This is a genomic window from Micromonospora echinofusca (assembly GCF_900091445.1).
Taxonomy (GTDB): domain Bacteria; phylum Actinomycetota; class Actinomycetes; order Mycobacteriales; family Micromonosporaceae; genus Micromonospora; species Micromonospora echinofusca.
In genome coordinates this window covers 1,204,052-1,227,624 of the sequence record NZ_LT607733.1, presented here as the reverse complement: position 1 = coordinate 1,227,624, position 23,573 = coordinate 1,204,052, and the positions used below count along the sequence as shown (strand labels likewise).

At 72.5% G+C, this 23,573-nt stretch carries 21 protein-coding genes, 1 tRNA gene and 4 pseudogenes; 15 read left to right on the top strand and 11 right to left on the bottom strand.

The features are described 5' to 3' along the window. Nucleotides 1-107: 107 nt before the first annotated feature. From GA0070610_RS05640 to GA0070610_RS05625, 4 genes and pseudogenes are all read left to right on the top strand, one after another. Nucleotides 108-827 carry a hypothetical protein gene (locus GA0070610_RS05640; protein ID WP_088999033.1) on the top strand — a complete coding sequence of 240 codons (720 nt, stop codon included), beginning with the start codon at nucleotides 108-110 and terminating at the stop codon, nucleotides 825-827. A 162-nt stretch (nucleotides 828-989) separates the two neighbouring features. After that, nucleotides 990-1,121: pseudogene (locus GA0070610_RS32060) on the top strand (cyclic-phosphate processing receiver domain-containing protein); the annotation flags it as partial. A gap of 524 nt (nucleotides 1,122-1,645) precedes the next feature. Further along, complete coding sequence (locus GA0070610_RS05630) at nucleotides 1,646-2,341, top strand: permease-like cell division protein FtsX (protein WP_088999031.1); 696 nt, start codon at nucleotides 1,646-1,648, stop codon at nucleotides 2,339-2,341. 57 nt (nucleotides 2,342-2,398) lie between these two features. Next, nucleotides 2,399-2,626 (top strand): tyrosine-type recombinase/integrase, encoded by a 228-nt coding sequence (locus GA0070610_RS05625; RefSeq protein ID WP_231925927.1) that lies wholly within the window; start codon nucleotides 2,399-2,401, stop codon nucleotides 2,624-2,626. Between the two features lie 54 nt (nucleotides 2,627-2,680). Here the strand turns inward: GA0070610_RS05625 and GA0070610_RS05620 are convergent. The 6 genes and pseudogenes from GA0070610_RS05620 to GA0070610_RS05600 form a co-directional block, all read right to left on the bottom strand. Then, nucleotides 2,681-2,752, bottom strand: a tRNA-Val gene (locus GA0070610_RS05620). 79 nt (nucleotides 2,753-2,831) lie between these two features. Then, complete coding sequence (locus GA0070610_RS05615) at nucleotides 2,832-3,299, bottom strand: peroxiredoxin (protein ID WP_088999030.1); 468 nt, start codon at nucleotides 3,297-3,299, stop codon at nucleotides 2,832-2,834. A gap of 83 nt (nucleotides 3,300-3,382) precedes the next feature. After that, nucleotides 3,383-3,820 carry a DUF3052 domain-containing protein gene (locus GA0070610_RS05610; RefSeq protein ID WP_007072328.1) on the bottom strand — a complete coding sequence of 146 codons (438 nt, stop codon included), beginning with the start codon at nucleotides 3,818-3,820 and terminating at the stop codon, nucleotides 3,383-3,385. 112 nt (nucleotides 3,821-3,932) lie between these two features. Then, nucleotides 3,933-6,008 (bottom strand): annotated as a pseudogene (locus GA0070610_RS05605) (thiamine pyrophosphate-dependent enzyme); the annotation flags it as partial. A gap of 128 nt (nucleotides 6,009-6,136) precedes the next feature. Further along, nucleotides 6,137-6,479, bottom strand: a pseudogene (locus GA0070610_RS31895) (transketolase); the annotation flags it as partial. Between the two features lie 51 nt (nucleotides 6,480-6,530). Next, nucleotides 6,531-7,010 (bottom strand): MarR family winged helix-turn-helix transcriptional regulator, encoded by a 480-nt coding sequence (locus tag GA0070610_RS05600; protein WP_088999028.1) that lies wholly within the window; start codon nucleotides 7,008-7,010, stop codon nucleotides 6,531-6,533. A gap of 138 nt (nucleotides 7,011-7,148) precedes the next feature. Here GA0070610_RS05600 and GA0070610_RS05595 point away from each other — a divergent pair, with 138 nt between their 5' ends. The 3 genes from GA0070610_RS05595 to GA0070610_RS05585 are packed head-to-tail and all read left to right on the top strand — an operon-like array spanning nucleotide 7,149 to nucleotide 9,316. Beyond that, complete coding sequence (locus tag GA0070610_RS05595; protein WP_088999027.1) at nucleotides 7,149-7,628, top strand: GbsR/MarR family transcriptional regulator; 480 nt, start codon at nucleotides 7,149-7,151, stop codon at nucleotides 7,626-7,628. After that, entirely contained in the window at nucleotides 7,621-8,532 is a 912-nt protein-coding gene (locus GA0070610_RS05590; protein WP_088999026.1) for an ABC transporter ATP-binding protein, read from the top strand. The genes GA0070610_RS05595 and GA0070610_RS05590 overlap by 8 nt, the downstream gene beginning before the upstream one ends. Next, nucleotides 8,519-9,316 (top strand): ABC transporter permease subunit, encoded by a 798-nt coding sequence (locus GA0070610_RS05585; protein ID WP_231925926.1) that lies wholly within the window; start codon nucleotides 8,519-8,521, stop codon nucleotides 9,314-9,316. Before GA0070610_RS05590 ends, GA0070610_RS05585 begins: the two co-directional genes overlap by 14 nt. Before the next feature lie 59 nt (nucleotides 9,317-9,375). Here GA0070610_RS05585 and GA0070610_RS05580 read toward each other — a convergent pair whose 3' ends face one another. Then, entirely contained in the window at nucleotides 9,376-9,780 is a 405-nt protein-coding gene (locus GA0070610_RS05580; RefSeq protein WP_088999025.1) for a YjbQ family protein, read from the bottom strand. A gap of 185 nt (nucleotides 9,781-9,965) precedes the next feature. Here GA0070610_RS05580 and aceE point away from each other — a divergent pair, with 185 nt between their 5' ends. After that, nucleotides 9,966-12,710 (top strand): pyruvate dehydrogenase (acetyl-transferring), homodimeric type, encoded by a 2,745-nt coding sequence (gene aceE, locus GA0070610_RS05575; RefSeq protein ID WP_088999024.1) that lies wholly within the window; start codon nucleotides 9,966-9,968, stop codon nucleotides 12,708-12,710. A 174-nt stretch (nucleotides 12,711-12,884) separates the two neighbouring features. On the opposite strand, the gene GA0070610_RS05570 is transcribed toward aceE, so the two are convergent. After that, nucleotides 12,885-13,331 (bottom strand): SRPBCC family protein, encoded by a 447-nt coding sequence (locus GA0070610_RS05570; protein WP_088999023.1) that lies wholly within the window; start codon nucleotides 13,329-13,331, stop codon nucleotides 12,885-12,887. A 185-nt stretch (nucleotides 13,332-13,516) separates the two neighbouring features. Here GA0070610_RS05570 and GA0070610_RS05565 point away from each other — a divergent pair, with 185 nt between their 5' ends. The 3 genes from GA0070610_RS05565 to gltX are packed head-to-tail and all read left to right on the top strand — an operon-like array spanning nucleotide 13,517 to nucleotide 17,582. Next, complete coding sequence (locus tag GA0070610_RS05565; protein ID WP_231925925.1) at nucleotides 13,517-14,848, top strand: GH1 family beta-glucosidase; 1,332 nt, start codon at nucleotides 13,517-13,519, stop codon at nucleotides 14,846-14,848. Beyond that, a complete protein-coding gene (locus GA0070610_RS05560) occupies nucleotides 14,845-16,122 on the top strand; it encodes an MFS transporter (protein ID WP_088999021.1) in 1,278 nt (425 codons plus the stop codon). The genes GA0070610_RS05565 and GA0070610_RS05560 overlap by 4 nt, the downstream gene beginning before the upstream one ends. Nucleotides 16,123-16,172: 50 nt before the next feature. Beyond that, nucleotides 16,173-17,582 (top strand): glutamate--tRNA ligase, encoded by a 1,410-nt coding sequence (gene gltX, locus GA0070610_RS05555; protein WP_088999020.1) that lies wholly within the window; start codon nucleotides 16,173-16,175, stop codon nucleotides 17,580-17,582. 150 nt (nucleotides 17,583-17,732) lie between these two features. Here the strand turns inward: gltX and GA0070610_RS05550 are convergent, their stop codons facing one another. Next, complete coding sequence (locus tag GA0070610_RS05550) at nucleotides 17,733-18,356, bottom strand: copper resistance CopC family protein (protein ID WP_088999019.1); 624 nt, start codon at nucleotides 18,354-18,356, stop codon at nucleotides 17,733-17,735. A 222-nt stretch (nucleotides 18,357-18,578) separates the two neighbouring features. Between GA0070610_RS05550 and GA0070610_RS05545 the strand changes: the two genes are divergently transcribed. Then, a complete protein-coding gene (locus tag GA0070610_RS05545) occupies nucleotides 18,579-19,229 on the top strand; it encodes a hypothetical protein (RefSeq protein ID WP_089003296.1) in 651 nt (216 codons plus the stop codon). A 48-nt stretch (nucleotides 19,230-19,277) separates the two neighbouring features. Here GA0070610_RS05545 and GA0070610_RS05540 read toward each other — a convergent pair. Further along, nucleotides 19,278-19,484: pseudogene (locus GA0070610_RS05540) on the bottom strand (zinc-binding dehydrogenase); the annotation flags it as partial. Between the two features lie 204 nt (nucleotides 19,485-19,688). Continuing rightward, a complete protein-coding gene (locus tag GA0070610_RS05535) occupies nucleotides 19,689-20,024 on the bottom strand; it encodes a hypothetical protein (protein ID WP_088999017.1) in 336 nt (111 codons plus the stop codon). A 308-nt stretch (nucleotides 20,025-20,332) separates the two neighbouring features. Here GA0070610_RS05535 and GA0070610_RS05530 point away from each other — a divergent pair, with 308 nt between their 5' ends. From GA0070610_RS05530 to GA0070610_RS05520, 3 genes are read left to right on the top strand one after another with little or no spacing between them, the layout of a single operon-like run. Continuing rightward, nucleotides 20,333-21,439 (top strand): sensor histidine kinase, encoded by a 1,107-nt coding sequence (locus GA0070610_RS05530; protein ID WP_089003295.1) that lies wholly within the window; start codon nucleotides 20,333-20,335, stop codon nucleotides 21,437-21,439. 25 nt (nucleotides 21,440-21,464) lie between these two features. Then, nucleotides 21,465-22,124 (top strand): response regulator, encoded by a 660-nt coding sequence (locus GA0070610_RS05525; protein WP_231926161.1) that lies wholly within the window; start codon nucleotides 21,465-21,467, stop codon nucleotides 22,122-22,124. Then, nucleotides 22,121-23,500: a PucR family transcriptional regulator gene (locus tag GA0070610_RS05520; protein ID WP_392567315.1), complete on the top strand. Its 1,380-nt coding sequence runs from the start codon at nucleotides 22,121-22,123 to the stop codon at nucleotides 23,498-23,500. The genes GA0070610_RS05525 and GA0070610_RS05520 overlap by 4 nt, the downstream gene beginning before the upstream one ends. Nucleotides 23,501-23,573: the final 73 nt, after the last annotated feature.

Sequence of the window (23,573 nt, the reverse complement as noted above, 5' to 3'; positions counted from 1 at the left end):
TCGGCGCGGATCGCGGCACAAGCAAGAAGGCAAACGAGGAACGCTGGTCCGAGCAACCCGCAGGCACAACGGGTGGTCGAGCTCTGGTCTGGCGATAGATTCCGCCTGTGGCCTTGCCTGTCTTCTATGCGCGCCCGGATTCCATGGGAAGCGCACTGAGCGTTCCGCCTGCCCTGGCCAGCTGGGACACGGCTGGGTCATCTGGCCAGGTCCGCTTCGTCGCGTTTGCCGCCGACGTCCAGTCGGCCGTCGCCATGCAGTTGCGCGTCACACCGGATCCGCTCGCGCTGCGCGTGGACATCGGGCTGCCGGACAAGGTGCCCCTGCTCGCGCTCAACGACCTCGACAACTACCTGTTTCCGCTCGTCCCGAAGTTGACCAAGGACATCGGGCGGCAGTTCGCCTCGGTGTGGGCGACCAAGCGGCATGCAACGTGGTCCTCGGTCGCGGTGTGCCAGACGCACGCTGTCCAGGATCCCGGCGGGGTGTGCTCGCTGCAGGTGCGCACGACTGCGTCAGCCAGTACCACCGCGTACAAGCGGCAGATCCGCGACCAGATCATCGCCGCTCAACCACTTCTCGATGGCGGTATCGCCCTCCAGCTCGCGTTCGTGGTCGGGCCCCGCCGCGCCTGGCCGAACCTGTGGAAGCCCACGATCGACTCGCTCGGCTCAATCTTGGGAAGTGACGCCGGTGCCCGCGAGTGGGACCCACGCGACGGCCGCATCACAGACCTCGGACTGCACTGCGTCATCGACCCCGCCGCGGGGAACCAGGTCACCATCGCGATCCGAGCCGACACAGTTGGCAAGCAAACGGCCCGCTGACGAGACGCCGGTGCCGCAGCAGCGGCGCTCAGCTGATTCGGTAACACAGGGGGTCCCCTGTCTCAGCGCGACGGACCCTACGACATCTCGTCACGCCTCGTGACTCTCGGGCGGCGGCAGATCCGGATGGCAGATCGTGACGGCGCCGGGCATCATCATCGCGTGGATGCCCGCCGGACGATCGTTCTGGTCGATGACCTTCGTTCGTTCGTCGATGGCCGCAGCGCGGAGGTGGCCCGTACGAGCGCTGCCGGAGTCGAACTCCTCCATCGGTACCGGGACGAGCGCCAGGACGTCGTCGTCGATCTTGTCGGGGTCGACTTCTTCGTCGACCGCCGGGTCGGCCGTCAGCAGGGCGTATCTGTCCTGCAGGGCAGTCCGGCGGCGGATCGCCTACGGAACAGGGCCGACGGGTGGATGTCGAGCGCGCCCAGTCGTCGCGGTTCGCCCATCGGGACATCGCTTGTCACCGCTGCTGCCATCGGCCTGGTTTCTGATCTTCGGGCCGGTGTTGGTGCTGATGGTGATGGTGGGCGCGGCAGGTTTCGAACCTGCGACCCCTCGCTTGTAAGTTCCATGACGCTCTGTCCAGAGAGGTCCGCCGGCATCCATCACCAGGAAAGATCGACACCTACCACCGCCTCCGACCCGCCCTGAACGTCAGTGAACGAGACGAGAACCGAGACGAGACGGCCGCCAGCGACCGTTGATTGTCAGCCACGTTGTGTCCCTAGCCTCCATGTTTAACCGCTGCATCGGGCACGCCGGCCAAGGCCCTGGGATCACTCGATGCCTCGCGCCCACCTACGATCTGACTCATGCGTCGCATCGCGCCGGTATTGGCCTTCTTGCTCCTTTCCGCTTTGTCCGCTTGCACCTCCGAGCCGAAGGATGCCGGGCACACAACATTGACCGTCCTGCTGGACCATGATGTGACGGCAGCGCAAAAAAGTGTGGTGGAGCAGCGGCTACGCGCGATACCGAGCGTAGAGGGCGTCGTCTTCGAGACCCGCGATCAGGCATACGAGAAATTGCGGAAAGACTCGCCGGACCTGCTGGCGGATCTGGATCCGGAGCACATACCGGAGTCCTTTCGCGCGACTGTCACGGACGTGTCGGTCGCCGAGGCAGCCGAACTGGTGATGGGTACGGTCGACGGCGTCGAGTGGGCTGTGCTCAAGATCGCCGATGTTGATCCCCTCCCGTCGCGGATCGGGGCGATCGTCCGGCTAGAACCGGCTACGGCAGAGCAGCGAGCCACTGTAGAGGAGGCCGTCCGGGCGCTACCCCACGCGGAGTCGGTCGAATTCGAGGACCGCGACGCCGCCTTTGAGCGTCTGCGTAAGCAGTGCCAAGGCAAGGGCGACCTTGCCACGCAACTCGACTCGCAGGTGACGCGCGCTTCGCTGCGGCTCCAGCTTCCCCTGAACGGAAAGGGTGGGACCGGGCTGCCCGAGATTGAACGCCTTGATGGCGTCGAGGCGGTGCGCCTGGTGCCAGTGGCGATGCTTTGAGTGGGTCTTCACGCAGCCCAACGGCAGGCCGATCGATCCGCGGGCCGATCACGACGCATGGATGCGCTGCTGAAGGAAGCGCGCGTGCGGGACGCCCGGTTGCACGACGCCCGACAAACCGCCGCGACCATGCTCCTGGTCCTCGGCGTGCCGACCCGTGCCGTCATGGAGGTCATGGGCTGGTCGCAGATGGCCATGACGACCCGGTACCAGCACCTAGCCCCGGAGATCACCGCTGGCATCGCCGAACAGGTCGCCGGGCTGCTCTGGAACGCGACGAACTGAGACGAAGCGGGCCGCCGATCAACCGGCAGCCCGCTTCACGTGCTGGTCAGAGTGTGGGCGCGGCAGGTTTCGAACCTGCGACCCCTCGCTTGTAAGGCGAGTGCTCTCCCACTGAGCTACGCGCCCGGAACCCGTACGAGCGGGCCGGAGGTTGGCTAGCTTACCCTGCCCTCCACCGGCCCGGTCGTACGGCGTGCCCGGTTGGTCAGGCCGCGACGGCGTCAGCGAGGGCCTTGCGCCAACCCTGCTGGTCGCGGGCCTCGCCCGGCATGTTCATCTCGGCGAAGCGGACCACGCCGGCCTTGTCGATCACGAAGGTGCCCCGGTTGGCGATGCCGGCGACGTCGTTGAAGACGCCGTAGGACTGGGCCACCGCGCCGTGCGGCCAGAAGTCGGCCAGCAGCGGGAACTGGTAGCCCTCCTTGTCGGCCCAGATCTTGTGGGCGTAGACGGAGTCGACACTGACCGTCAGCACCTGGACGTCGTCGTTGACGTAGTCGTTGAGGTTGTCCCGCACCTCGCACAGCTCACCCTGGCAGATCCCGGTGAAGGCGAGCGGGTAGAAGACCAGCAGCACGGTGCGCTTGCCACGGAAGTCCGAGAGCCGGACCTCCTGGTTGTTCTGGTCCTTGAGCACGAAGTCCGGCGCCTCGGCGCCAACCTCGATCGGCATGCGAGCTCCTCAGGATCGGGTCGGATGGGCAACAGCCTGCCACACCCGGCAGCGGGCGCCGCCGGGTGATCGCCGACGTCGGCCTACTTCTTGCCCTTGGCCCCACGGCGCAGGACGAGGCGGGCGCCGCTCCAGTCCCGGCCGGCGTTGACGGTGGAGGTCTGCTGGAGACCGGCGGTGGGCGCGGACTCGGCGACCTCGCTCGGCTCCACGTGCCCCTCACGCCCCGCCTTGGGCGTGAGCAACCACACGACGCCGTTGTCGGCCAGCGGGCCGAGGGCGTCGACGAGGAGCTCGAAGAGATCACCGTCGCCGTCGCGGTACCAGACCAGCACCGCGTCGACCACCTCGTCGGTGTCCTCGTCGACCAGCTCTCCACAGCGGTCGGTCAGGGCGTCCCGGAGATCCTGGTCGACGTCTTCGTCGTACCCCATCTCCATGACGACCATCCCCGGTTCGATCCCGAACCGGTCCGCCAGGCTGCGTACCCCGTCGGCGGCCTGACCAGCGGTCGCGCTCACTGTCGCGTGCCTCCTCATCTCATCCCTGCCCGCGGCGTCACGTCGACGCCGTCAGGCAAAGTCCACACAGTTGTGGCTCCCCGCGCAAGTGGCGCACCGGGTGCAACGGAATTTACCGTGCCAGGAGCGTGCGGGCACCCTGGGTAATTGCTTCCTCGGAGACCAGAACCTGACGCGCCGCCGGGCCTAATGGTACAAAAGAGTCAACTCCGGCCACTCGCCGCGCCGCTCCGACATATCCGGCATCCACCAGGGCCGCGATGACCCCCTCGCCCACCCCGCCGGAGCGGCGGGTTTCGTCCACGACCAGCACCCGGCCCGTCGCTGCGGCCTCGCGGATGATGTCGGCCACCGGCAGCGGGGACAGCCAGCGCAGGTCCACCACCCGGGTGCCGACGCCCTCGTCGGCGAGGGTGGCCGCCGCGCGCAGCGACATCGACACTCCGTTACCGAACGTGATGATCGTGACGTCCTCGGCGGAGCCGACGCCGTAGACGCGGGCCCGCCCTATGGGCACGTGACCACCGGTCCACGCGCCGGGCTCGGCGTAGCGGGACAACCACTCACCGTCACCGTCGGCGTACAGGTCGCGGGTGTGGTAGAGCGCGATCGGCTCCAGGAAGACGCAGACGCTGCCGTCCACCGCGGCGCTGGCCAGGCAGGTGCGCAGCATGGGCGCGGCGTCGTCGGGCCGCGCCGGCACCGCGATCACCAGACCTGGCACGTCCCGGAGTACGGCCACCGAGTTGTCGTTGTGGAAGTGCCCACCGAAGCCCTCCTGGTACGCCAGGCCGGCCACCCGCACCACCATCGGATTACGGAAGGCGCCCTGCGAGAAGAACTGCATCGTGGCGGCCTCGCCGCGCAGCTGGTCCTCGGCGTTGTGCAGGTACGCCAGGTACTGGATCTCGGGCACGGGCAGCATCCCGGCCAGCCCGGCGCCGAGCCCCAGCCCGAGGATCGAGGTCTCGTCGAGCAGCGTGTCGAAGACCCGGGCCGCGCCGAAGCGGTCCCGCAGCCCCTTCGTCACCCCGTAGACGCCGCCCTTGGCGCCGACGTCCTCGCCGAACACCGCCATCTGCGGGTGGTCGAGCATCCCGTCGGCGAGCGCGGCGTTGATGCTCTGCGCCAGCGTCAGCGGGCCGGTCAGCTCGGGCGGCTTGCCACCGAACGCCTCCGCCCGGGCGCCGGCACCGGGGCCCGCGGCGCGGGCAGCCGCGTCGGCCACCGCCCGGGCGAGGCGCGCCGGCCGGCGGGGTGCCAGCGGGGCCACCACGTCCGCCGGCGCGGTGAGCTTCGGCTCGTCCAGCACCTCCTCGGCGATCCGGCGCACCTGCCAGCCGATCTCGTCGTAGCGGGCCAGTAGCTCCTCGCCTGTGGCCACCCCGGCGTCGACCAGCAGCCGTGCCGTGCCGGCCAGCGGGTCGCGGTCGAAGTCCGCGGCGATCTCACCGGCGCTGCGGTACGCGGCCTCGGCGTCCGCCCCGGCGTGCCCCATCAGCCGCACCGTCGACAGGTGCAGCACGGCGGGACGCCGGTGCCGCCGCACCCAGGCCGCCGCCTCGGCTGCGGCCTCGTACGCCCGCACCAGGTCGTCGCCCTCGGCGGCGAAGTAGCGGATCCCCGGCTTGGACCGCAGCGTGGTCTCCACCCACCCCTTCGGGGAGCGGACGCTGATGCCGAGGCCGTTGTCCTCGCAGACGAAGAGCACCGGGATGCGCAGGCCGGTGTGGTCGTACCAGCCGGCGGTGTTGAACGCGGCGGTGGCGCTCGCGTGGTTGACCGAGGCGTCGCCGAACGAGCAGACCACGATGGCGTCCGGCGGCCAGGGCGCCTGCTTGGCGCCGGCCCGTGCCCCGTCGCGCCGGCCGGAGGTGTCCAGCCGGCGGAGCCGTTCCACCGCCAGCCCCATCCCGACGGCGCGGGGCAGGTGGGACGCGATGGTGGAGGTGGTCGGGACGACGGCCAGGTCTGCCCGGCCGAAGACCTTGTGGCGCCCGCCAGCGATCGGCTCCCGGCTGGAGGCGACCATGCCGCGCAGGACGTCGCGGGCCGCTTCGGCGTACGCCGGGGACAGCGGCTGGTCCACGGCGGACCCGGCGCCGCCGGCCGGCTCGTCCGGGGCGGGGGCGTCGGGGGCAGGGGCTTCGCCGGAGCCGACCGCGTCGCCCGGCGGGGCCTCGGCGGGCCGGTCGGAACCACCGTGCCCGGCCCCGGCCCGCTCAGCCTCGGGCCGCGGGGCCTCTGGCTGCTCGGCCTCGGGCTGCTCGGCGTCGGAATGCTCGGTGCCGGGATGCTCGGCCGGCGCCGACCCGCCGGCCTGGGCCGCGCGGACGCAGTAGAAGGCACCCGAGCGGTAGTGCAGCAACGCCGGATCGGTGGCGCGCAGCGCGGCGGCCACCGCGGCGTTGCCCTCGTGGCCCGCGGAACCGATCGTGTAGAAGCCCTCGCCGAAGCTGCGCAGCCACCGGCCGGCGAGGTCGAGCTGGCGGCTGGTGGCCTGCGCGTCGAAGAGCTCCAGCGCCCGCGCGCCGGTCAGGGTCGTGTCGTCGGTGACCGGCCGTGCCGGGTCACGCCGCTGCGCCGGGGCGGCCAGCGCGGCCAGCGTCTCCCGGAACCGGTCGTCGAGATCTTGCGGGGTGGTCACGTCGGACAGCATTACCGACGAGCGGCCCGCGCGCCCACTCGGACACGAACGACGCGGTGTCGGTCAGTCCTCGTCGCACCGCTCGGGACAGCCCCCGTCGGAGACCTTCCAGACCAGCTCACGCAGGGTCGCCAGCTCCCGCCCGCTGAGCCCGGCGAGCAGCCGGGAATCCGACATGACCTGCTGCACCCGGGCCCGCACCTGCCGTCCCGGCCCGGTCACCACCAGCGTCTTCTGCCGTCGGTCGGCGGGGTCGGCGTGCCGCTCGACCAGCCCGGCCCGCTCCAGCTTGTCGACCAGGGCGGTCACGTTGGAGCGGTCGCAGCCCAGCCCGGCGGCGAGGTCGCGGGCCGGCAGCGGCCGGTCGGGGTCCAGCTCGTGGAGCGCCCGTGCGGTCGCGGGGGTCAGCCCCAGCTCGGCGATCTCCATGTCCTGCTGGTGGCGCAGCGCGGCGGCGATGTGCGTGATACGGCGCACCACGTCGCCCGCCAGCGCCGCGCGGGCGGGATCCGCCGGGGTGGCGGGGACCGTGTGCTGCGCCATGCCGCACATCCTACTTTCGGCCCATAGTTCGGCACCCGGACCGTACGGGTCTGCCGGCGGCACGACACCCCTTGCCGGGAATGCGACCCGCGCGTATGTTCTGTTCAGAACCTATTGAACGTTCGAAACGAGGATTCCATGACGAAAGTGTCCGCCCAGCGCCACTACGCCGAGGAGGCCGCCGTCGTGCTGAGCGGGCTCGGCCTACCACCGGCGTACGGCAAGCTGCTCGGCTGGCTGCTCGTCTGCGACCCGCCGGGACAGACCAGCGCCCAGCTCGCCGAGGGGCTCGGGCTCTCCAAGGGCTCGGTCAGCACCGGCATGCGGATGTTGGAGACCAGCGGGCTGGCCCGGCGGGTGCCGGTGCCGGGCCACCGGGGGCACGCCTACGAGGTCAGGCCGGACGCGATCATCCGCATCGCCGCCGATGCCGCAAAGTTCCGGGTGTTCCGCCAGCTGATGGAGCAGGGGCTGACCGTCGTCGGCGGCGAGGACGCGCCCGGCAGCGAACGGCTGCGGGTGATGCGCGACTTCTACGCGTTCGTCGAGCGCGAGGTGCCGAAGCTCGTCGAACGCTTCGAGGCCGAATACGACAAGAGGGGAGGCAACGATGGCTGACCCCGCCATCGAGACCGGCGACCTGGTCAAGACCTACGGGCGTAACCGGGGCCTGACCGGGCTGGACCTGCGGGTCGAGCGCGGTGAGGTGTACGGGTTCCTCGGTCCCAACGGAGCCGGCAAGTCCACCACGATCCGGCTGCTGCTCGACCTGATCCGCCCGACCAGCGGCCGGATCAGCGTCCTCGGCGCGGATCCCCGCCGCGACGGGGTCGCCCTGCGCCGCCGGATCGGCTACCTGGCCGGCGACTTCGTCGTGGACGGCCGGCAGAGCGCCCGGGAGCTGCTCACCTACCTGGGCAATCTGCGCGGCGGGGTGCCCCGGGCCCGGATCGACGAGTTGGCCGCCCGGCTCGACCTGGACCTTGGCCGGCGGATCAGAGGGCTCAGCAAGGGCAACCGGCAGAAGGTCGGCGTGGTGCAGGCGTTCATGCACGACCCGGAGCTGCTGATCCTCGACGAGCCGACCAGCGGGCTCGACCCGTTCCTCCAGCAGGAGTTCCTGTCGTTGGTGCGGGAGGCGCGCGCCGACGGCCGGACGGTGTTCATGTCCTCGCACGTCATGAGCGAGGTGCAGCAGGCCGCCGACCGGGTGGGCATCATCCGCGAGGGCCGGCTGGTCACCGTGGCGCGGGTCGAGGAGCTGCGCGAGCGTGCCGTACGCCGGGTGGAGGTCACCTTCGCAGAGCCGGTCGCCGAGGCGGAGTTCGCCGCCCTGCCGGGCGTGAGCGAGGTGACGGTCGCGGGAACGACCCTGCGCTGCCGCCTCGACGGGCGGGCCGACGCGCTGGTCAAGGCGGCCGCCGGGCACACCGTGATCGGGCTGCTCTCCGAGGAGCCCGATCTCGAGGAGTTGTTCTTCGGCTACTACTCGCGCGAGGAGTCCGTCCGTGCTGCTGCGTGACCCGTTCACCAAGGCCCTCTACGACGCGCGCCGGTCGCTGTTCGGCTGGACCGTGTCGATCGTCGCGGTCGGGGCGATGTACGCCTCTTTCTGGCCGACGATGCAGACGCCGGAGATGACGAAGGCGTTGGAGGCTTACCCGGAGGGGCTGCTGGAGGCGTTCAACTACAGCGACCTCACCAGCGCCGCCGGCTACCTCGGCAGCGCCGTGTACGGCCTGCTGGTGCCGCTGCTGGTCGCCGTGTTCGCCATCGCCGCCGGGGCCCGCGCGGTGGCCGGCGACGAGGAGGCCGGCACGCTCGACCTGGTGCTCGCCCACCCGGTCGGCCGGACCCGGCTGGTCCTGCTCCGCCTCGCCGCGGTCGCGGTCGGCATCGTGGCGGTGGCCGTGCTGCTCGGCCTGGCGATGGTCGCGCTGAGCGGGCCGTCGCAGTTCGACGGCATCGGCGTCGGCGGCTTCGCGGCGATGACCCTGCACCTGGCCCTGTTCGGGCTGGCCTTCGCCGCGCTCGCCTTCGCCGTCGGCGCGGCCACCGGGCGGCGGGCCGTGGCGCTCGGCGTCAGCGCCGCGGTGGCCGTGCTCGGCTACCTGGCGAACTCGGTCCTGCCCCAGGTGCAGGGGCTGGCCTGGGCGCGGGAGCTGTCCCCGTTCCACTGGTACCTGGGCGGCTCGCCGCTGCTCGACGGCGTGCAGCCGGTCGGGGCGCTGCTGCTCGCCGGCGCCACCGTGGCGCTGGCCGCCGTCGGCGCGGTCACCTTCGCCCGGCGCGACGTGGCGGTCTGACCCGAAGCGCGGAACGGGCGGCGCCGTCGCGGTCCGACCGGGCGGCTCGGGACGCGCCGTCAGCCGGGCAGGAACGAGAAGCGGACGCTGCGGGTGGGGTTGTCACCGTTGGGGTCGACCAGGCAGACCGACTGCCAGGTGCCCAGCGCCAGCCGGCCGTCGACCACCGGCAGCGTCGCGTACGGGGGGACGAAGGCCGGCAGCACGTGGTCGCGCCCGTGCCCGGGCGAGCCGTGCCGGTGCCGCCAGCGGTCGTCGGTGGGCAGCAGGTCGTCGAGCGCGGCGAGCAGGTCGTCGTCGGAGCCCGAGCCGGTCTCGATGATCGCCAGTCCGGCGGTGGCGTGCGGCACGAAGACGTGCAGCAGGCCGTCGCCCTGCCCGGAGACGAACCGCTCGGCCTCCGCCGTGATGTCCCGGACGGTGGGCCGGGCCCCGGTCTGGACGGTGATCACCTCACTGCGCATACGACGCATTCTGCCCGAGGCGGTAGCCGGCCGCCCAGCTCCCACCGGCCTGGCCGGTTGCGCAAAGTTACCGACGGGTACCTGTGTCGCGCGTCGCGTCTCCGGGCGGTGGGCGTGACGGCGGGTGCCACCAGGGGGCAGGATGGCGCTAGAGACCTATCCCACACAGAACCGAGGGAACGCCTGTGGCTACGGAACGCAAGCGCCCGGTGATCACCGCTGGTCTGCCGAGCCAGCTTCCGGACATCGACCCTGAAGAGACCAGCGAATGGGTCGAGTCGCTCGACGGTGTCATCGACGAGCGCGGGACCAAACGCGCCCGCTACGTCATGCTGCGCCTGCTGGAGCGGGCCCGCGAGCGCCAGGTCGGGGTGCCGTCGCTGACCACCACCGACTACATCAACACCATCCCGCCGGAGCGCGAACCGTGGTTCCCGGGTGACGAGCACGTGGAACGGCGGATCCGGGCGTACGTGCGGTGGAACGCGGCCATGCTGGTGCACCGGGCGCAGCGCCCCGAGATCGGCGTCGGCGGGCACATCTCCACCTTCGCCAGCTCGGCCTCGCTCTACGAGGTGGGCTTCAACCACTTCTTCCGCGGCAAGGACCACCCGGGCGGCGGCGACCACATCTTCTACCAGGGCCACGCCTCCCCCGGCATGTACGCCAGGGCGTTCCTGGAGGGGCGGCTGACCGAGCACCAGCTCGACGGGTTCCGCCAGGAGCTGTCACACCCGGGCGGCGGCCTGCCGTCGTACCCGCACCCGCGGCTCATGCCGGACTTCTGGGAGTTCCCCACGGTCTCGATGGGCCTGGGCGGGCTGAACGCGATCTACCAGGCGCGGTTCAACCGCTACCTGCACCACCGGGGCATCAAGGACACCTCGGACCAGCACGTGTGGGCGTACCTGGGCGACGGCGAGATGGACGAGCCCGAGACGCTCGGCGCGATCGGCGTGGCGGCCCGCGAGGAGCTGGACAACCTCACCTTCGTGATCAACTGCAACCTCCAGCGGCTCGACGGGCCGGTGCGCGGCAACGGCAAGGTCATGCAGGAGCTGGAGGCGTTCTTCCGGGGCGCCGGCTGGAACGTCATCAAGGTGGTCTGGGGCCGCGAGTGGGACCCGCTGCTCGCCGCGGACACCGACGGCGCGCTGGTCAACCTGATGAACACCACGCCCGACGGTGACTACCAGACCTACAAGGCGGAGTCCGGGGCGTACGTCCGGGAGCACTTCTTCGGCCGCGACCAGCGGACCCGCAAGATGGTCGAGGACCTCAGCGACGACGAGATCTGGAACCTCAAGCGGGGCGGGCACGACTACCGAAAGCTCTACGCGGCCTACAAGGCGGCGATGGAGCACACCGGTCAGCCGACCGTCATCCTGGCCAAGACGATCAAGGGCTGGACGCTGGGCTCGCACTTCGAGGGCCGCAACGCCACGCACCAGATGAAGAAGCTGACGCTGGAGGACCTGAAGACCTTCCGCGACCGCCTCTACCTGGACATCCCGGACAAGGCGCTGGAGGACAACCCCTACCTGCCGCCGTACTACACGCCGGGCGAGAAGTCCGACGAGATCGCCTACCTCAAGGAGCGGCGCCAGCAGCTCGGCGGCTACCTGCCGTCGCGGCGGCGGGGGCAGAAGCGGCTGGCCATCCCCGGCCCGGAGCGCTTCGCCGACGTCAAGCGCGGCTCCGGCAAGCAGAAGGTGGCCACCACGATGGCCTTCGTCCGCCTGCTCAAGGACGTGATGAAGGACAAGGAGTTCGGCAAGCGCTGGGTGCCGATCATCCCGGACGAGGCCCGCACCTTCGGCATGGACTCGCTCTTCCCCACGCAGAAGATCTACTCGCCGCACGGCCAGCGCTACACCTCGGTCGACCGGGAGCTGTTCCTGTCGTACAAGGAGTCCACCACCGGGCAGATCCTGCACGAGGGGATCAACGAGGCCGGCTCGGTCGCCTCGTTCACGGCGGCGGGCTCGGCGTACGCCACCCACGACGAGCCGATGATCCCGATGTACATCTTCTACTCGATGTTCGGGTTCCAGCGCACCGCCGACGGGCTGTGGGCCGCCGCCGACCAGATGGCGCGGGGCTTCCTGCTCGGCGCCACCGCCGGCCGGACCACGCTCAACGGCGAGGGGCTCCAGCACGAGGACGGCCACTCGCTGCTGATCGCCGCCACCAACCCGGCGGTGGTCGCTTACGACCCGGCGTTCGCGTTCGAGATCGCGCACATCGTGGAGAACGGCCTGCACCGCATGTACGGCGAGGCGCAGGAGAACGTCTTCTACTACCTGACGATCTACAACGAGCCGATCCTCCAGCCGGCGGAGCCGGAGGGGGTGGACGTCGAGGGTGTGCTCAAGGGCATCTACCGCTACTCCCCCGCCCCCTCGGTGGGCGACGACGCGCCGAAGGCCAACGTGCTCGCCTCGGGCACCGGCATGCAGTGGGCGCTGAAGGCGCAGCAGCTGCTGGCCCAGGACTGGGGCGTGGCCGCCGACGTCTGGTCGGTGACCTCCTGGACGGAGCTGCGCCGCGACGCGGTGCAGTGCGAGGAGCACAACCTGCTCAACCCGGGCGGTGACCAGCGGGTGCCGTACATCCAGCAGAAGCTGGCCGACGCCGAGGGCCCGAAGGTCGCGGTCAGCGACTGGATGCGCGCGGTGCCGGACCTGATCGCCCGCTGGGTGCCCGGCGACTACACCTCGCTCGGCACGGACGGCTTCGGCATGTCGGACACCCGGCACGCCCTGCGCCGGCACTTCCACGTCGACGCCGAGTCGGTGGTGGTCGCGACGCTGCGGCAGTTGGCCCTGCGCGGCACGGTGCCGGCGAACGTGCCGGCCGAGGCGGCCAAGAAGTACGCCATCGAGGACGTGAACGCGGCCCCGGTCGGCGAGACCGGCGGCGACAGCTAGGACGTACGCGACGAAGGGCCCGGCGCGGGTGCCGGGCCCTTCGTCGTCGCCGGTCGGGCCCGTGGGGCACCCCGGGCCGTGGCGGCGCATGAAGCGGAACGGCGGTGGTCCCGGGGGTCCCTGGCGGGGACACCGGGCCACCGCCGTCGCGGGTGACGCCAGGACGTGCCCGGCTCAGCCGACGGCGGCCAGATCGGTCAGCCGGGCGAGCGAGTCCTCCAGGTCGGCGCCGACCCTGCGCAGGCCGAGGCGGAGCAGGGCGGCCTTGACCGGACCGGCCGGCCAGCGTACGACGATGAGTCGCACGATCGTCCCGCCCTCCTCCTCGTCCGCGGTGAGCTGGACGTAGATCTCGGTGCGCGCCTCCGCCCGGGCACCGGCGCCCTTGGCGCGTTCACGCCAGCCGATCAGGGTCGGCTCCTGGTAGGCGATCACCTCGGCCTCATGCGCCGCGCCACGTCCGGCCTGGACGAGTTGTCGGCGCCCGAAGCCCTCTCCCGAGAGCACCTCGGCCGCGCGGACCCCCGCCAGCCAGGCCGGCAACTGCTCGGCCCGCTGCACGACGTCCCAGACCGCTTCCATCGGCGCCATCACGTGCGCACTGCGTTCCACGAGGATCATTTCCGTCTTCCTCCAGTGAGGACATCCCACGATATCGGCACTCTATGCGCAAATTCGGACGTACCTGGACGGGTTCGGAAAAGACACGCCGAAATCCATTGCGCTGCGGCGCGGGAAGGCCTATGGCGCATCGATCGACGGCGCTCTAGAGTCGCGAACACGATTCACGTACGCCGGGAGGGCGCATGTCGACCGCAGCGATGCCCGAGTTCCCCGCCGGATTCCGCTGGGGAGTGTCCACCTCCGCCTACCAGATCGAGGGCGGCGTCGACGAGAACGGCCGGGGGGCGTCCATCTGGGACACCTTCGCCCACTCCCCCGGCCGGATCGCCGACGGCAGCACCGGCGACGTGGCCTGCGACCACTACCACCGGCACGCCGAGGACGTCGCGCTGCTGGCCGGGCTGGGCGTCTCGGCGTACCGCTTCTCGATCGCCTGGCCCCGGGTGCGGCCCACCGGCGACGGCCCGGTCGACCCGCGCGGCCTGGACTTCTACGACCGGCTCGTCGACGACCTGCTCGCCCACGGCGTCGATCCCGTCGCCACGCTCTTCCATTGGGACCTGCCCCAGGCCCTCGAGGACGCGGGCGGCTGGCTGAACCGCGACACCGCCCACCGCTTCGCCGAGTACGCCGACGCGACCGCCGCCCGGCTCGGCGACCGGGTGAAGCTCTGGATCACCCTGAACGAGCCGTTCATCCACATGAGCCTCGGCCATGGCACGGGCGAGCACGCCCCCGGCCGGACGCTGCTCTTCGACGCCTTCCCGGTGGCCCACCACCAACTCCTCGGCCACGGTCTCGCCGTCGCCGCGCTGCGGGCGCGCACCACGAGCCCGGTGGCCATCGCCAACAACTACTCGCCCGTGCGGGCGGCCGGCGACGGCGCCGCCGACCGGGCGGCCGCCGCGGCGTACGAGGCGCTGCACAACCGCCTCTTCACCGACCCGCTGTTCGGCCGGGGCTACCCCGCCCGGCTGGGCTTCGACACGAGCGCGGTGCACGCCGGCGACCTCGACGTGATCGCCGCGCCGATCGACGTGCTGGGCGTCAACTACTACAACCCCACCGGCGTACGCGCCCCGCGGGAGGGCTCGCCCCTGCCGTTCGAGTTCGTGCCGCTCGACGGATACCCGCGCACCGCCTTCGACTGGCCGGTCGCCCCCGACGGGCTGCACGAGCTGCTCGGCTGGCTGCACCGCACGTACGCCGACGACCTGCCGCCGATCCAGATCACCGAGAGCGGCTGCGCGTACGACGACGCGCCCGACGCCGACGGCCGGGTGCACGACCCGCAGCGCATCGCCTATCTCGACGGGCACCTGCGCGCGGTACGGGCGGCGATGGCCGAGGGCGTGGACGTCACCGGCTACTTCGTCTGGTCGCTGCTGGACAACTGGGAGTGGGCGGAGGGCTTCACCAAGCGCTTCGGCCTGGTGCACGTCGACTTCGACACCCAGCTCCGTACGCCCAAGTCCTCGTACGCCTGGCTGCGCGACCTGATCGCCCGGCCGTGACCACCGTCGACCCGACGCCGGCGTCGCTGCCGGCGGCGCTCGCCGAGCCGACCGTGCCGGTCCGGCGGGGCTGGATCGCGCTGATCTTCGCCGCGAACCTCGGGGTCTGGATGGCGTTCTTCACGCCCATCCAGGTGCTGCTGCCGCAGCAGTTGGAGCGGATCGCGCCGGCCGACAAGGAGACCGCGCTCGCCGTGGTCACCGGCCTCGGCGCGCTCGCCGCGGTGCTCGCCAACCCCCTCGCCGGGGCGCTGTCGGACCGCACCTGCCTGCGGCTGGCCGGGCGGGAGTTCGGCCGCCGGCACGTGTGGACCGCCGGCGGGGCGCTGCTCGGCGCGGCGGCCCTGGTGCTGCTCGCGCAGCAGCGCACCGTCGCCGGGGTCGCCCTCGGCTGGGTGGCCGCGCAGGTCTGCTTCAACGCGATGCTGGCCAGCCTGACCGCCGCCGTGCCGGACCGGGTGCCGGTCGCCCAGCGCGGCGGCGTCTCCGGCTGGGTCGGCATCCCCCAGGCGCTGGGACTGGTGCTCGGCGTGGTGCTGGTGACCGCCGTGGTGAGCGGCACCGCCGCCGGCTACGCCACGATGGCGGTCGCCGTGCTGCTGCTGGCGCTGCCGTTCGCGCTGCTCACCGCCGACGACCCGCTGCCCCGGGCGCACCGCCCGGCGCTGCGCTGGCGCGCCCTGCTCGCCTCGATGTGGGTCTCGCCGCGCCGGCACCCCGACTTCGGCTGGGCCTGGATCACCCGCTTCCTGGTGCAGCTCGGCAACGCCCTCGGCACCCTCTACCTGCTCTACTTCCTCACCGACGAGGTGCGCCACCCCGACCCCGAGAGCGGCCTGCTGGTGCTGATCCTGCTCTACACGGCCGGCCTCGCGGCCACGGCCGTGGTGGCCGGCCGGCTGTCGGACCGCTCCGGCCGGCGCAAGGTCTTCGTCATCACCGCCGGCGGGATCATGGCGGTCGCCGCGCTGCTGCTGGCCGTCGCGCCGGTCTGGCCGGTGGCGGTGGTCGCCGCGCTGCTGCTCGGCGCCGGCTACGGCGTCTACCTGTCGGTGGACGCCGCGCTCATCACCCAGGTCCTGCCCGCCGCCGCCGACCGGGCCAAGGACCTCGGCGTGATCAACATCGCCAACTCGGCCCCACAGGTGCTCGGCCCCGCGATCTCCGCCCCGCTCGTGGTGCACCTCGGCGGCTATCCCGCGCTCTACGCGGCCACCGCGGCGGTCACCGTGCTGGGCAGCGTGCTGGTGCTGAAGATCCGCTCGGTGCCCTGAGGCGTACCCCTTGGCCTAATCGGGTCGCGCGCCGCCGTAGGCTGGGGGACGTGACGGTACGTGTGCGCTTCGCCCCCTCCCCGACCGGGATGTTCCACGTCGGCGGTGCCCGCTCGGCGCTGCAGAACTGGATCTACGCCAAGCAGCAGGGCGGGGTGTTCGTGCTCCGCATCGAGGACACCGACGCGGCCCGCAACAAGCCGGAGTGGACCGAGGGCATCCTCTCCGCGCTGGACTGGATCGGCATCGAGCGCGGCAGCTACGAGGGCCCGTACTTCCAGTCCGAGTACGCCGGCGAGCACCGGGCCGCCGCCGCGCGGCTGCACGCGTCCGGCCGCGCCTACTACTGCGACTGCACCCGCGAGGCCGTGCAGGCCCGCACCGGCTCGCAGTACCAGGGCTACGACGGCTTCTGCCGGGACCGGGGCCTGCCGGCCGGCGAGGGGCGCGCCCTGCGCTTCCGTACGCCCGACGAGGGCGAGACCGTGGTGGTCGACCTGATCCGCGGCGAGCCGACCTTCGAGAACAAGCTGATCGAGGACTTCGTCATCGCCCGGGGCGACGGCTCGCCGGTCTTCCTGCTCGCCAACGTGGTCGACGACATGACCATGGGGATCACCCACGTGATCCGGGCCGAGGAGCACCTGCCCAACACCCCGAAGCAGCAGCTGCTGTGGGACGCCCTCGGGGTCAAGCCGCCGATCTGGGCGCACGTGCCGGTGGTGGTCAACGAGAAGCGGCAGAAGCTCTCCAAGCGCCGCGACAAGGTGGCCCTGGAGGCGTTCCGGGACGAGGGCTACCTCGCCTCGGCCATGCGCAACTACCTGATGCTGCTCGGCTGGGCGCCGTCGGGCAACCGGGAGATCGTCGAGTGGTCGGTGATCGAGCAGGAGTACCGGCTGGCAGAGGTCAACCCCTCGCCGGCGTTCTTCGACGAGAAGAAGCTCCGGGCGTTCAACGGCGAGTACATCCGGGCGCTCGAAGTCGAGGAGTTCGTCGAGGCCTGCCGGCCGTGGCTGACGGGCACCGGCACCATCGCCCCGCCGCCGTGGCAGCCGGAGGAGTTCGACGCGGACGCCTTCGCGGCCGTGGCCCCGCTGGCGCAGACCCGGATCGCGCTGCTCAGCGAGATCGTGCCAAACGTCGACTTCCTCTTCCTCGCCGCGCCGCTGATCGACGAGGCCGCCTGGGCCAAGGCGATGAAGGAGGGCGCGGCGGAGCTGCTGGACGCCGCCACGGCGGCGTTCGAGGCGCTGGAGTCGTGGGACGCGGAGACGCTCAAGTCGACGCTGGAGGCCGTCGGCGCCGAGCGCGGGCTCAAGCTCGGCAAGGCCCAGGCCCCGGTGCGCGTCGCGGTCACCGGCCGCACCGTCGGGCTGCCGCTGTTCGAGTCGCTGGAGGTGCTCGGCCGCGAGCGCACCCTGAGCCGGCTGCGCGCCGCCCGGGTCCGCCTGGTCTGAGCCCGGTCGCCTGCCCGACCGCCACGAGCGCTCCGTCGGGAGGGCGTCCGCGCCGGCAGGTGGCCCGCACGCCGGCGCCGCGTACGGCGTACCTCCCTCAGCGCCCGGACCGGTCGGTCCGGGCGCTGAGGCGTCGAGGGCTCGTGCCGCTCAGCGGCCGGCCGAGCGGCGGCGCAGCAGCAGGCCGGCGGCGAGGGCGGCGAGCAGGAGCACGCCGCCGAGCGCCCACAGCCAGCCGCGCCCGCCCGCGTCGTCGCTCTCCTTCGCCGCCGGCACCGCCGCCGTCGGCGAGCCCGTGCCCGCCGGCTCGGGCGCGGCCGAGGTCGGCCCGGTCCCGGGCGACGGCGGTACGGCCGGCGCCGAAGCCGTCGGCGACTCGGCGGGGGTGCCCGTGGTCAGGGTGAACCGCACCTCGCCGGTGATCGGGTGCCCGTCGCTGGACGCCACCCGGTAGTCGACGACGTAGAGCCCCGCCCGGCCCGGCTTGAACGGCATGCTCACCCGGGACCCGGAGAAGGTCGGGGCGCCGCCCAGCGCGGCCACGTTGTCCGGACCGGTGACTGTGATCTTCGTCGTATTCGGGTCCACCTTGGCCAGGAACCGCAACTCGATGCGGGCCGGCGCCTCGGCCACCCGGGCGCCGTTGCGCGGATCGCTGCCGGTCAGCGAGTTGTGGGCGGCCGCCGGCGCGGCCGGAAGCAACAACGACACACCGAGCGCCACGCCGACCACCACTGGCCAGGTGAGCGCCACTCGTGGGAACCTGCCCCCCATGAACCCCTCCGTAAAGGTACGATCCGCCCGCTGATCCACGGCCGCCGTTCATTGGTCGGGCCGGGATCACAGATAGTTCCAATTACTGTTCCACGAGCTGCAACCGATCGACGTTCTGCGCAGTCTTGAGGGTGGCGCCCTGCACGGGTCCGGTCACCCCCGTCAGCCAACCAACGCGTGACCTGCAGCAAGCCACCCATCGAACGGGGCGAGGAGGCGGCGATGGTCCGAACGATGCGGCGGCTGGTCGCGGTGTTGACGGGCGGGCTCGCGGCGGCGGTCCTGTCGCTCGGCCCGGCCGAGACGGCGACGGCGGCACCGAAGACCCCGCCGGCCGGGGTGCAGATCACCGGGGAGGGGCTGGCGGAGCCGCTGCGGCTGCGCGCCGAGGCCCAGCCCGCGCACGTGGTGGCGATCATCGACCAGGTCAACTTCCTCGGCCGTACGGGCCAGGCCAAGGGCCCGAAGGCCGCCGACCTCGGTCCGAAGTACACCGTCGTGGTCTACGCCGGTGACGTCCCGAAGCAGACGTACGACCTCTACCCGAAGGCGGTCGGCGGGCCGCGCGTCTTCCGCCCGGCCAAGCAGCCGGACGCCCGCAAGACCGCCGCGGGCTGGTTCCTCGGCCGGCTCAGCATGTCGGAGACGCTCCGCACGGCCGGGGTCCCGCTGGAGCGGCAGTTCGACACCGTCAGTGGCGGCGTCGGCGGCGGCGAACGGGTCATCCCGGAGGACGCCCTCAACCCGGCGAAGGACATCGACGAGGCGCTCGGCGAGTTGCAGCGACTGCTGCTGCTCAACGTCGCGGTGGTGCTGGTCATCACCTCGGGTCTCGCCGGCATCGCGCTGCTGGTCCGCCGCCGCACCCGCTGACCCGCCCCGGCCCGCGTCCGAACGGACGACCGGAGGCACAGGGCCGGGTCAGAGCTCCAGGACCACCTTGCCGCGGACGTGCCCCGCCTCCACCGTGCGCTGCGCGTCCGCCGCCTGCGCCAGCGGGAACGTCCGTTGCACGTGGACCGTCAGCCGGCCGACGTCGACCAGCCCGGCGAGCACGCCCAGATCCACGGTCGACGGCTTGACGAAGTGCCCGGGGATCGCGCCGGACAGGCGCCCCTCGCGCACCTTCCAGTCGACCGTGTCTGGCTGACATAAGACGCGGAAGGCGCGTCAAGCTGATGAACCATTGCCGCCGGAACACTGATACCTGAGCGGCATATAAATACCTGTGTGGTATCGAGGGCGAGGGCACCACACCGCCGGCCGGCGACGTCGGGCGCGGTCAGCCACGGTCTATGAAACAGACCGTACGCCCGGAGGACGTCGCCGTGGTCAGCACCAGCGGCGCGGCGGGCGCTCGCGGCGGGTCGCGCGCTGCTGGGGGCGGACCGGGCCGTGCCGGTGCGCGCCCGCCCAGCCGGGCAGATCGCTGCGGCAGCCCCGCGTCACCGCCGACTCGACCTCACCGGGAGCCGGCTCCGCGACGCGCTGGCGGGGCACGGTGACCTCGTCCTCGGGGCGCTCCGGGGCGCGGGCCGGGTGCTCCGGCGCGTGCGCCGGGAACCCGGTGGGCGGCCGGCGGTGCTTGGCCGCCGCCGGCTGCTCGTGGTGGCCCGGCCGGCAGGGCTCGCCCTGGGCGCAGCCGTGCTCGGCCTCCCCGTGCGCCATCCCGGTCTCCTCACGTTCGCCCCACCCGCCGGGGTAGCTCCGACGGGCCCTGCCACCGTACTGGCCGCCACCGACCCTCCCATCAGCCACCCGACTCCCCCACCCCACCCACCCCCCTCCCCTCGCGATCACGGAGTTGTGATGGGAATTTCGTACACCTGTGCAGCCTTCGTCCCCCCACCACACCTGCATGATCGGCGGAAACCCGGGGTGTAGGGGTGTGGTGGGATCTGGGGGTGGGGGTATGGGGCGGGAGGCGGGGACGGGACGTTCTGCTCGCCTGTGCGGGTCTGGCGGGTGGGTTGGTCATGTACGGCCTGGGCACGCAGCCGCAGCTGTCCTGGCGCCCCGACGTGCCGGAGACGCTGTTCCTGCTGCCGCTGGCCGTGGTCTGCGTGGCGGTGGGCCTGCGCCGGGTCGCCAGCCGGGCCAGCCTGGCGCTCGGCACGGTGGCGGTGCTGGCCGACCTCGCGCTGGGCGGATCGCTGGCGACCGTCCTGGTCTACACCCAGGTGCTCTACGACGCGTGCGTGTTCGGCTCGGCCCGCACGTGGCGTCGCCTGCTCCAGGTGACGGTCGGGCTGAGCGTCCTCGGCACGGCGGTGGGGGTGCTGCTGAAGGGCGACTGGCGGGGCGTGGGCTTCGGGGCGCCCGTGGTCCTGGCCGGGGTGCTGCCGGTGCTCACCGGGATCAGCGTGCGGCAGTACCGGGACCAGGCGGCCGCCGAGCGGGCGCGGGCGGAGCAGACGGCCCGCCTGGTCGAGCTGGACCGCCGCCAGGCGGTCGGCGCGGAGCGGGCCCGGATGGCCCGGGAGCTGCACGACGTGATCGCCAACCACCTGAGCGCGGTGGCCATCCACGCCACGGCCGTGCTCTCCGCGCCCGGGCTCGACCGATCGCAGGTCGAGTCGGCGCTGCGGGTGATCCGGGAGAGCAGCGTGCAGGGGCTGGGCGAGATGCGGCAGATGATCGGCCTGCTGCGGGAACCGGCGGAGGGCGGCACGGCTGTCGACGCCACGGAGGAGGCGACCCGGGCGCGACTCAGCGAGCTGGACGTGCTGGTCGAGCGGGTCCGCGCGGCCGGGCTGGCCGTACGCGCGACCCGGCGCGGCGAGCCGCGCGCGCTGCCGGTCGGGGTGGACCTCGCCGCGTACCGGATCGTGCAGGAGTCGCTGACCAACGCGCTCAAGCACGGCGCCGGCGAGGCCGACCTGCTCGTCGCGTACGAGCCGGCGGGTCTGGTGGTGGACGTGGGCAACCCGGTCGGCGCCGGCCGTGGCACGCTGACCGGCGCGGGCGCCGGCCTGATCGGGATGCGGGAGCGGGCCGTGCTGCTGAACGGGCGGTTCGCCGCCGGCCCGGCGGACGGCCGCTGGCGGGTACGGGTGGAGCTGCCGACGGAGGTGGTGCCGTGAGGGGGCGGGACGTGACGTGGCCGAGGTGATCCGGGTGCTGCTGGCCGACGACCAGGCGGCGGTACGGGCCGGGTTGGCGCTGATCCTGGCGGGGGCGGCCGGCGTCGAGGTGGTGGGCGAGGCCGAGGACGGCGCCGAGGCGGTCCGGCTGTGCCGCGAGCTGCGCCCGGACGTCGCCGTGCTGGACGTGCGGATGCCCCGGCTGGACGGCATCTCCGCCACCCGGGAGATCGCGGCCGACCGGCTCGCCGACGTGCTCGTGCTCACCACCTTCGACGTCGACGAGTACGTCTTCGGTGCGCTGCGGGCCGGGGCGGCGGGTTTCGTGCTCAAGGACACCGACGCCGAGGGGCTGGTGGCGGCGGTACGGACGGTCGCGCGGGGCGAGGGGTTCATCGCCCCGGCGGTCACCCGCCGTCTGATCACCGCGTTCGCGGCGACCGCCCCGACCAGCTCCGCCGCGACGCGCGGGGCCGTGGACGCGCTGACCCCCCGGGAGCGCGACGTGCTGGCCTGCCTGGGGCTCGGGTTGTCCAACCAGCAGGTCGCCGACCGGTTGGCGCTGGCCGAGAGCACCACCAAGACCCACGTCAGCCGGATCCTCGCCAAGCTGGACCTGCGCAGTCGGGTGCAGGCCGCCATCCTGGCCCAGGAACTGGGGCTGCCCGCCCCGCCCCCGGCCTGACCTCACCGCCGCCCGTCGTCACGGCGGCCGGGCCGCCCGGGGCCACGGCGGGCCGGCCACCCGCAGCGGGCGGGCCGCCCGGCGCCCAGGTGCAGGTCGGGGCGTGTCACGCTGGGGCGGTGAGCGAGCCGGGCGGGACGGAACTGTCGGCCACGCTGCGCCGGATCGAACGGGCGGCGGGGGCGCTGGCCAGCGCCAGCGTGGCCCGGATGGACGAGACGCTGCCCTGGTTCCGTGACCTGCCGCCCGACCACCGCTCCTGGGTGATGCTGGTGGCCCAGGCCGGCGCCCGGTCGCTGGTGCAGTGGCTGCGCGACGGCGGCGGCACGGCGGACAGCACCCAGGAGGTCTCGGACGAGGTCTTCGCCACCGCGCCGCAGGCGCTGGCCCGCTCGATCAGCCTCCAGCAGACCGTCGCGCTGGTGAAGGTGATGATCGACGTGGTCGAGGAGCAGGTCTCGCACCTGGCGGCGAAGGGCGAGGAGCAGCAGCTGCGCGAGGCGGTGCTGCGGTTCTCCCGGGAGATCGCGTTCGCCGCCGCCCGCGTGTACGCCCGCGCCGCCGAGTCGCGCGGATCGTGGGACGCACGGTTGCAGGCGTTGCTGGTGGACGCCCTGCTGCGCGGCGACTCGCCGGACGTGCTGGCGAGCCGCGCGGCGGCACTCGGCTGGGCGGACGCCCCGCCCGTGGCGGTGGCGGTCGGCCGCTCCCCCGGCGGGGAGGTCTCCGCCGTGCTGCACACCGTCCACCGGCTGGCCCGGCGCATCGGCACGGAGGTGATCGGCGGGGTGCACGGCGACCGGCTGGTCATCGTGCTCGGCGGTGTCGCCGACCCGGTGGCGGCCACCGGCAAGCTGCTCGGCACGTTCGGGGACGGGCCGGTGGTGGTCGGTCCGGCCGTGCCGAGCCTGGACGAGGCGACCGAGTCGGCGCGCGCCGCGCTGGCCGGCTTCCGGGCCGCCCCGGCCTGGCCGACCGCGCCCCGACCGGTGCCGGCGGACGACCTGTTGCCGGAGCGGGCGCTGGCCGGGGACGCGGAGGCGCGCCGCCGGCTGCGTCACGACGTCTACTCGGCCCTGGTCCGCGCCGGCGGGGAGCTGCTGGAGACCCTCGACGCCTTCTTCGCGGCCGGCGGCACGCTGGAGAGCGCCGCGCGGTCCCTCTTCGTGCATCCGAACACGGTGCGCTACCGGCTGCGGCGGATCTCCGACGTCACCGGCTTCTCGCCGCTCGCGGCGCGCGACGCGTTCGCGCTCCAGGTCGCCCTCACCGTCGGCCGGCTCGACCCGGTGGTCCCGGTGGTACCAACCCAGACAATGACCCCGAGTGCCAGCAAAACACCACACACAGGTGATGATCGCCGCCGATCTTTGTAGGATTCCTCCAAAGGTCCTAGTGCGGTTTGGTCGGGGGCGGCACAGCGCTACCCGCCCGTATCCGGGAGAGTCA

What these genes read in the sequence shown, in the direction of transcription:
- GA0070610_RS05545 (WP_089003296.1), top strand. Translation starts at nt 18,579, where the DNA reads ATGGTCCGAACGATGCGGCGGCTGGTCGCGGTGTTGACGGGCGGGCTC.
- GA0070610_RS05570 (WP_088999023.1), bottom strand. Translation starts at nt 13,331, where the DNA reads ATGATCCTCGTGGAACGCAGTGCGCACGTGATGGCGCCGATGGAAGCG.
- GA0070610_RS05530 (WP_089003295.1), top strand. Translation starts at nt 20,333, where the DNA reads ATGTACGGCCTGGGCACGCAGCCGCAGCTGTCCTGGCGCCCCGACGTG.
- GA0070610_RS05625 (WP_231925927.1), top strand. Translation starts at nt 2,399, where the DNA reads ATGGATGCGCTGCTGAAGGAAGCGCGCGTGCGGGACGCCCGGTTGCAC.
- GA0070610_RS05595 (WP_088999027.1), top strand. Translation starts at nt 7,149, where the DNA reads ATGACGAAAGTGTCCGCCCAGCGCCACTACGCCGAGGAGGCCGCCGTC.
- GA0070610_RS05630 (WP_088999031.1), top strand. Translation starts at nt 1,646, where the DNA reads ATGCGTCGCATCGCGCCGGTATTGGCCTTCTTGCTCCTTTCCGCTTTG.
- GA0070610_RS05600 (WP_088999028.1), bottom strand. Translation starts at nt 7,010, where the DNA reads ATGGCGCAGCACACGGTCCCCGCCACCCCGGCGGATCCCGCCCGCGCG.
- GA0070610_RS05565 (WP_231925925.1), top strand. Translation starts at nt 13,517, where the DNA reads ATGTCGACCGCAGCGATGCCCGAGTTCCCCGCCGGATTCCGCTGGGGA.
- GA0070610_RS05580 (WP_088999025.1), bottom strand. Translation starts at nt 9,780, where the DNA reads ATGCGCAGTGAGGTGATCACCGTCCAGACCGGGGCCCGGCCCACCGTC.
- GA0070610_RS05590 (WP_088999026.1), top strand. Translation starts at nt 7,621, where the DNA reads ATGGCTGACCCCGCCATCGAGACCGGCGACCTGGTCAAGACCTACGGG.
- GA0070610_RS05615 (WP_088999030.1), bottom strand. Translation starts at nt 3,299, where the DNA reads ATGCCGATCGAGGTTGGCGCCGAGGCGCCGGACTTCGTGCTCAAGGAC.
- GA0070610_RS05550 (WP_088999019.1), bottom strand. Translation starts at nt 18,356, where the DNA reads ATGGGGGGCAGGTTCCCACGAGTGGCGCTCACCTGGCCAGTGGTGGTC.
- GA0070610_RS05535 (WP_088999017.1), bottom strand. Translation starts at nt 20,024, where the DNA reads ATGGCGCACGGGGAGGCCGAGCACGGCTGCGCCCAGGGCGAGCCCTGC.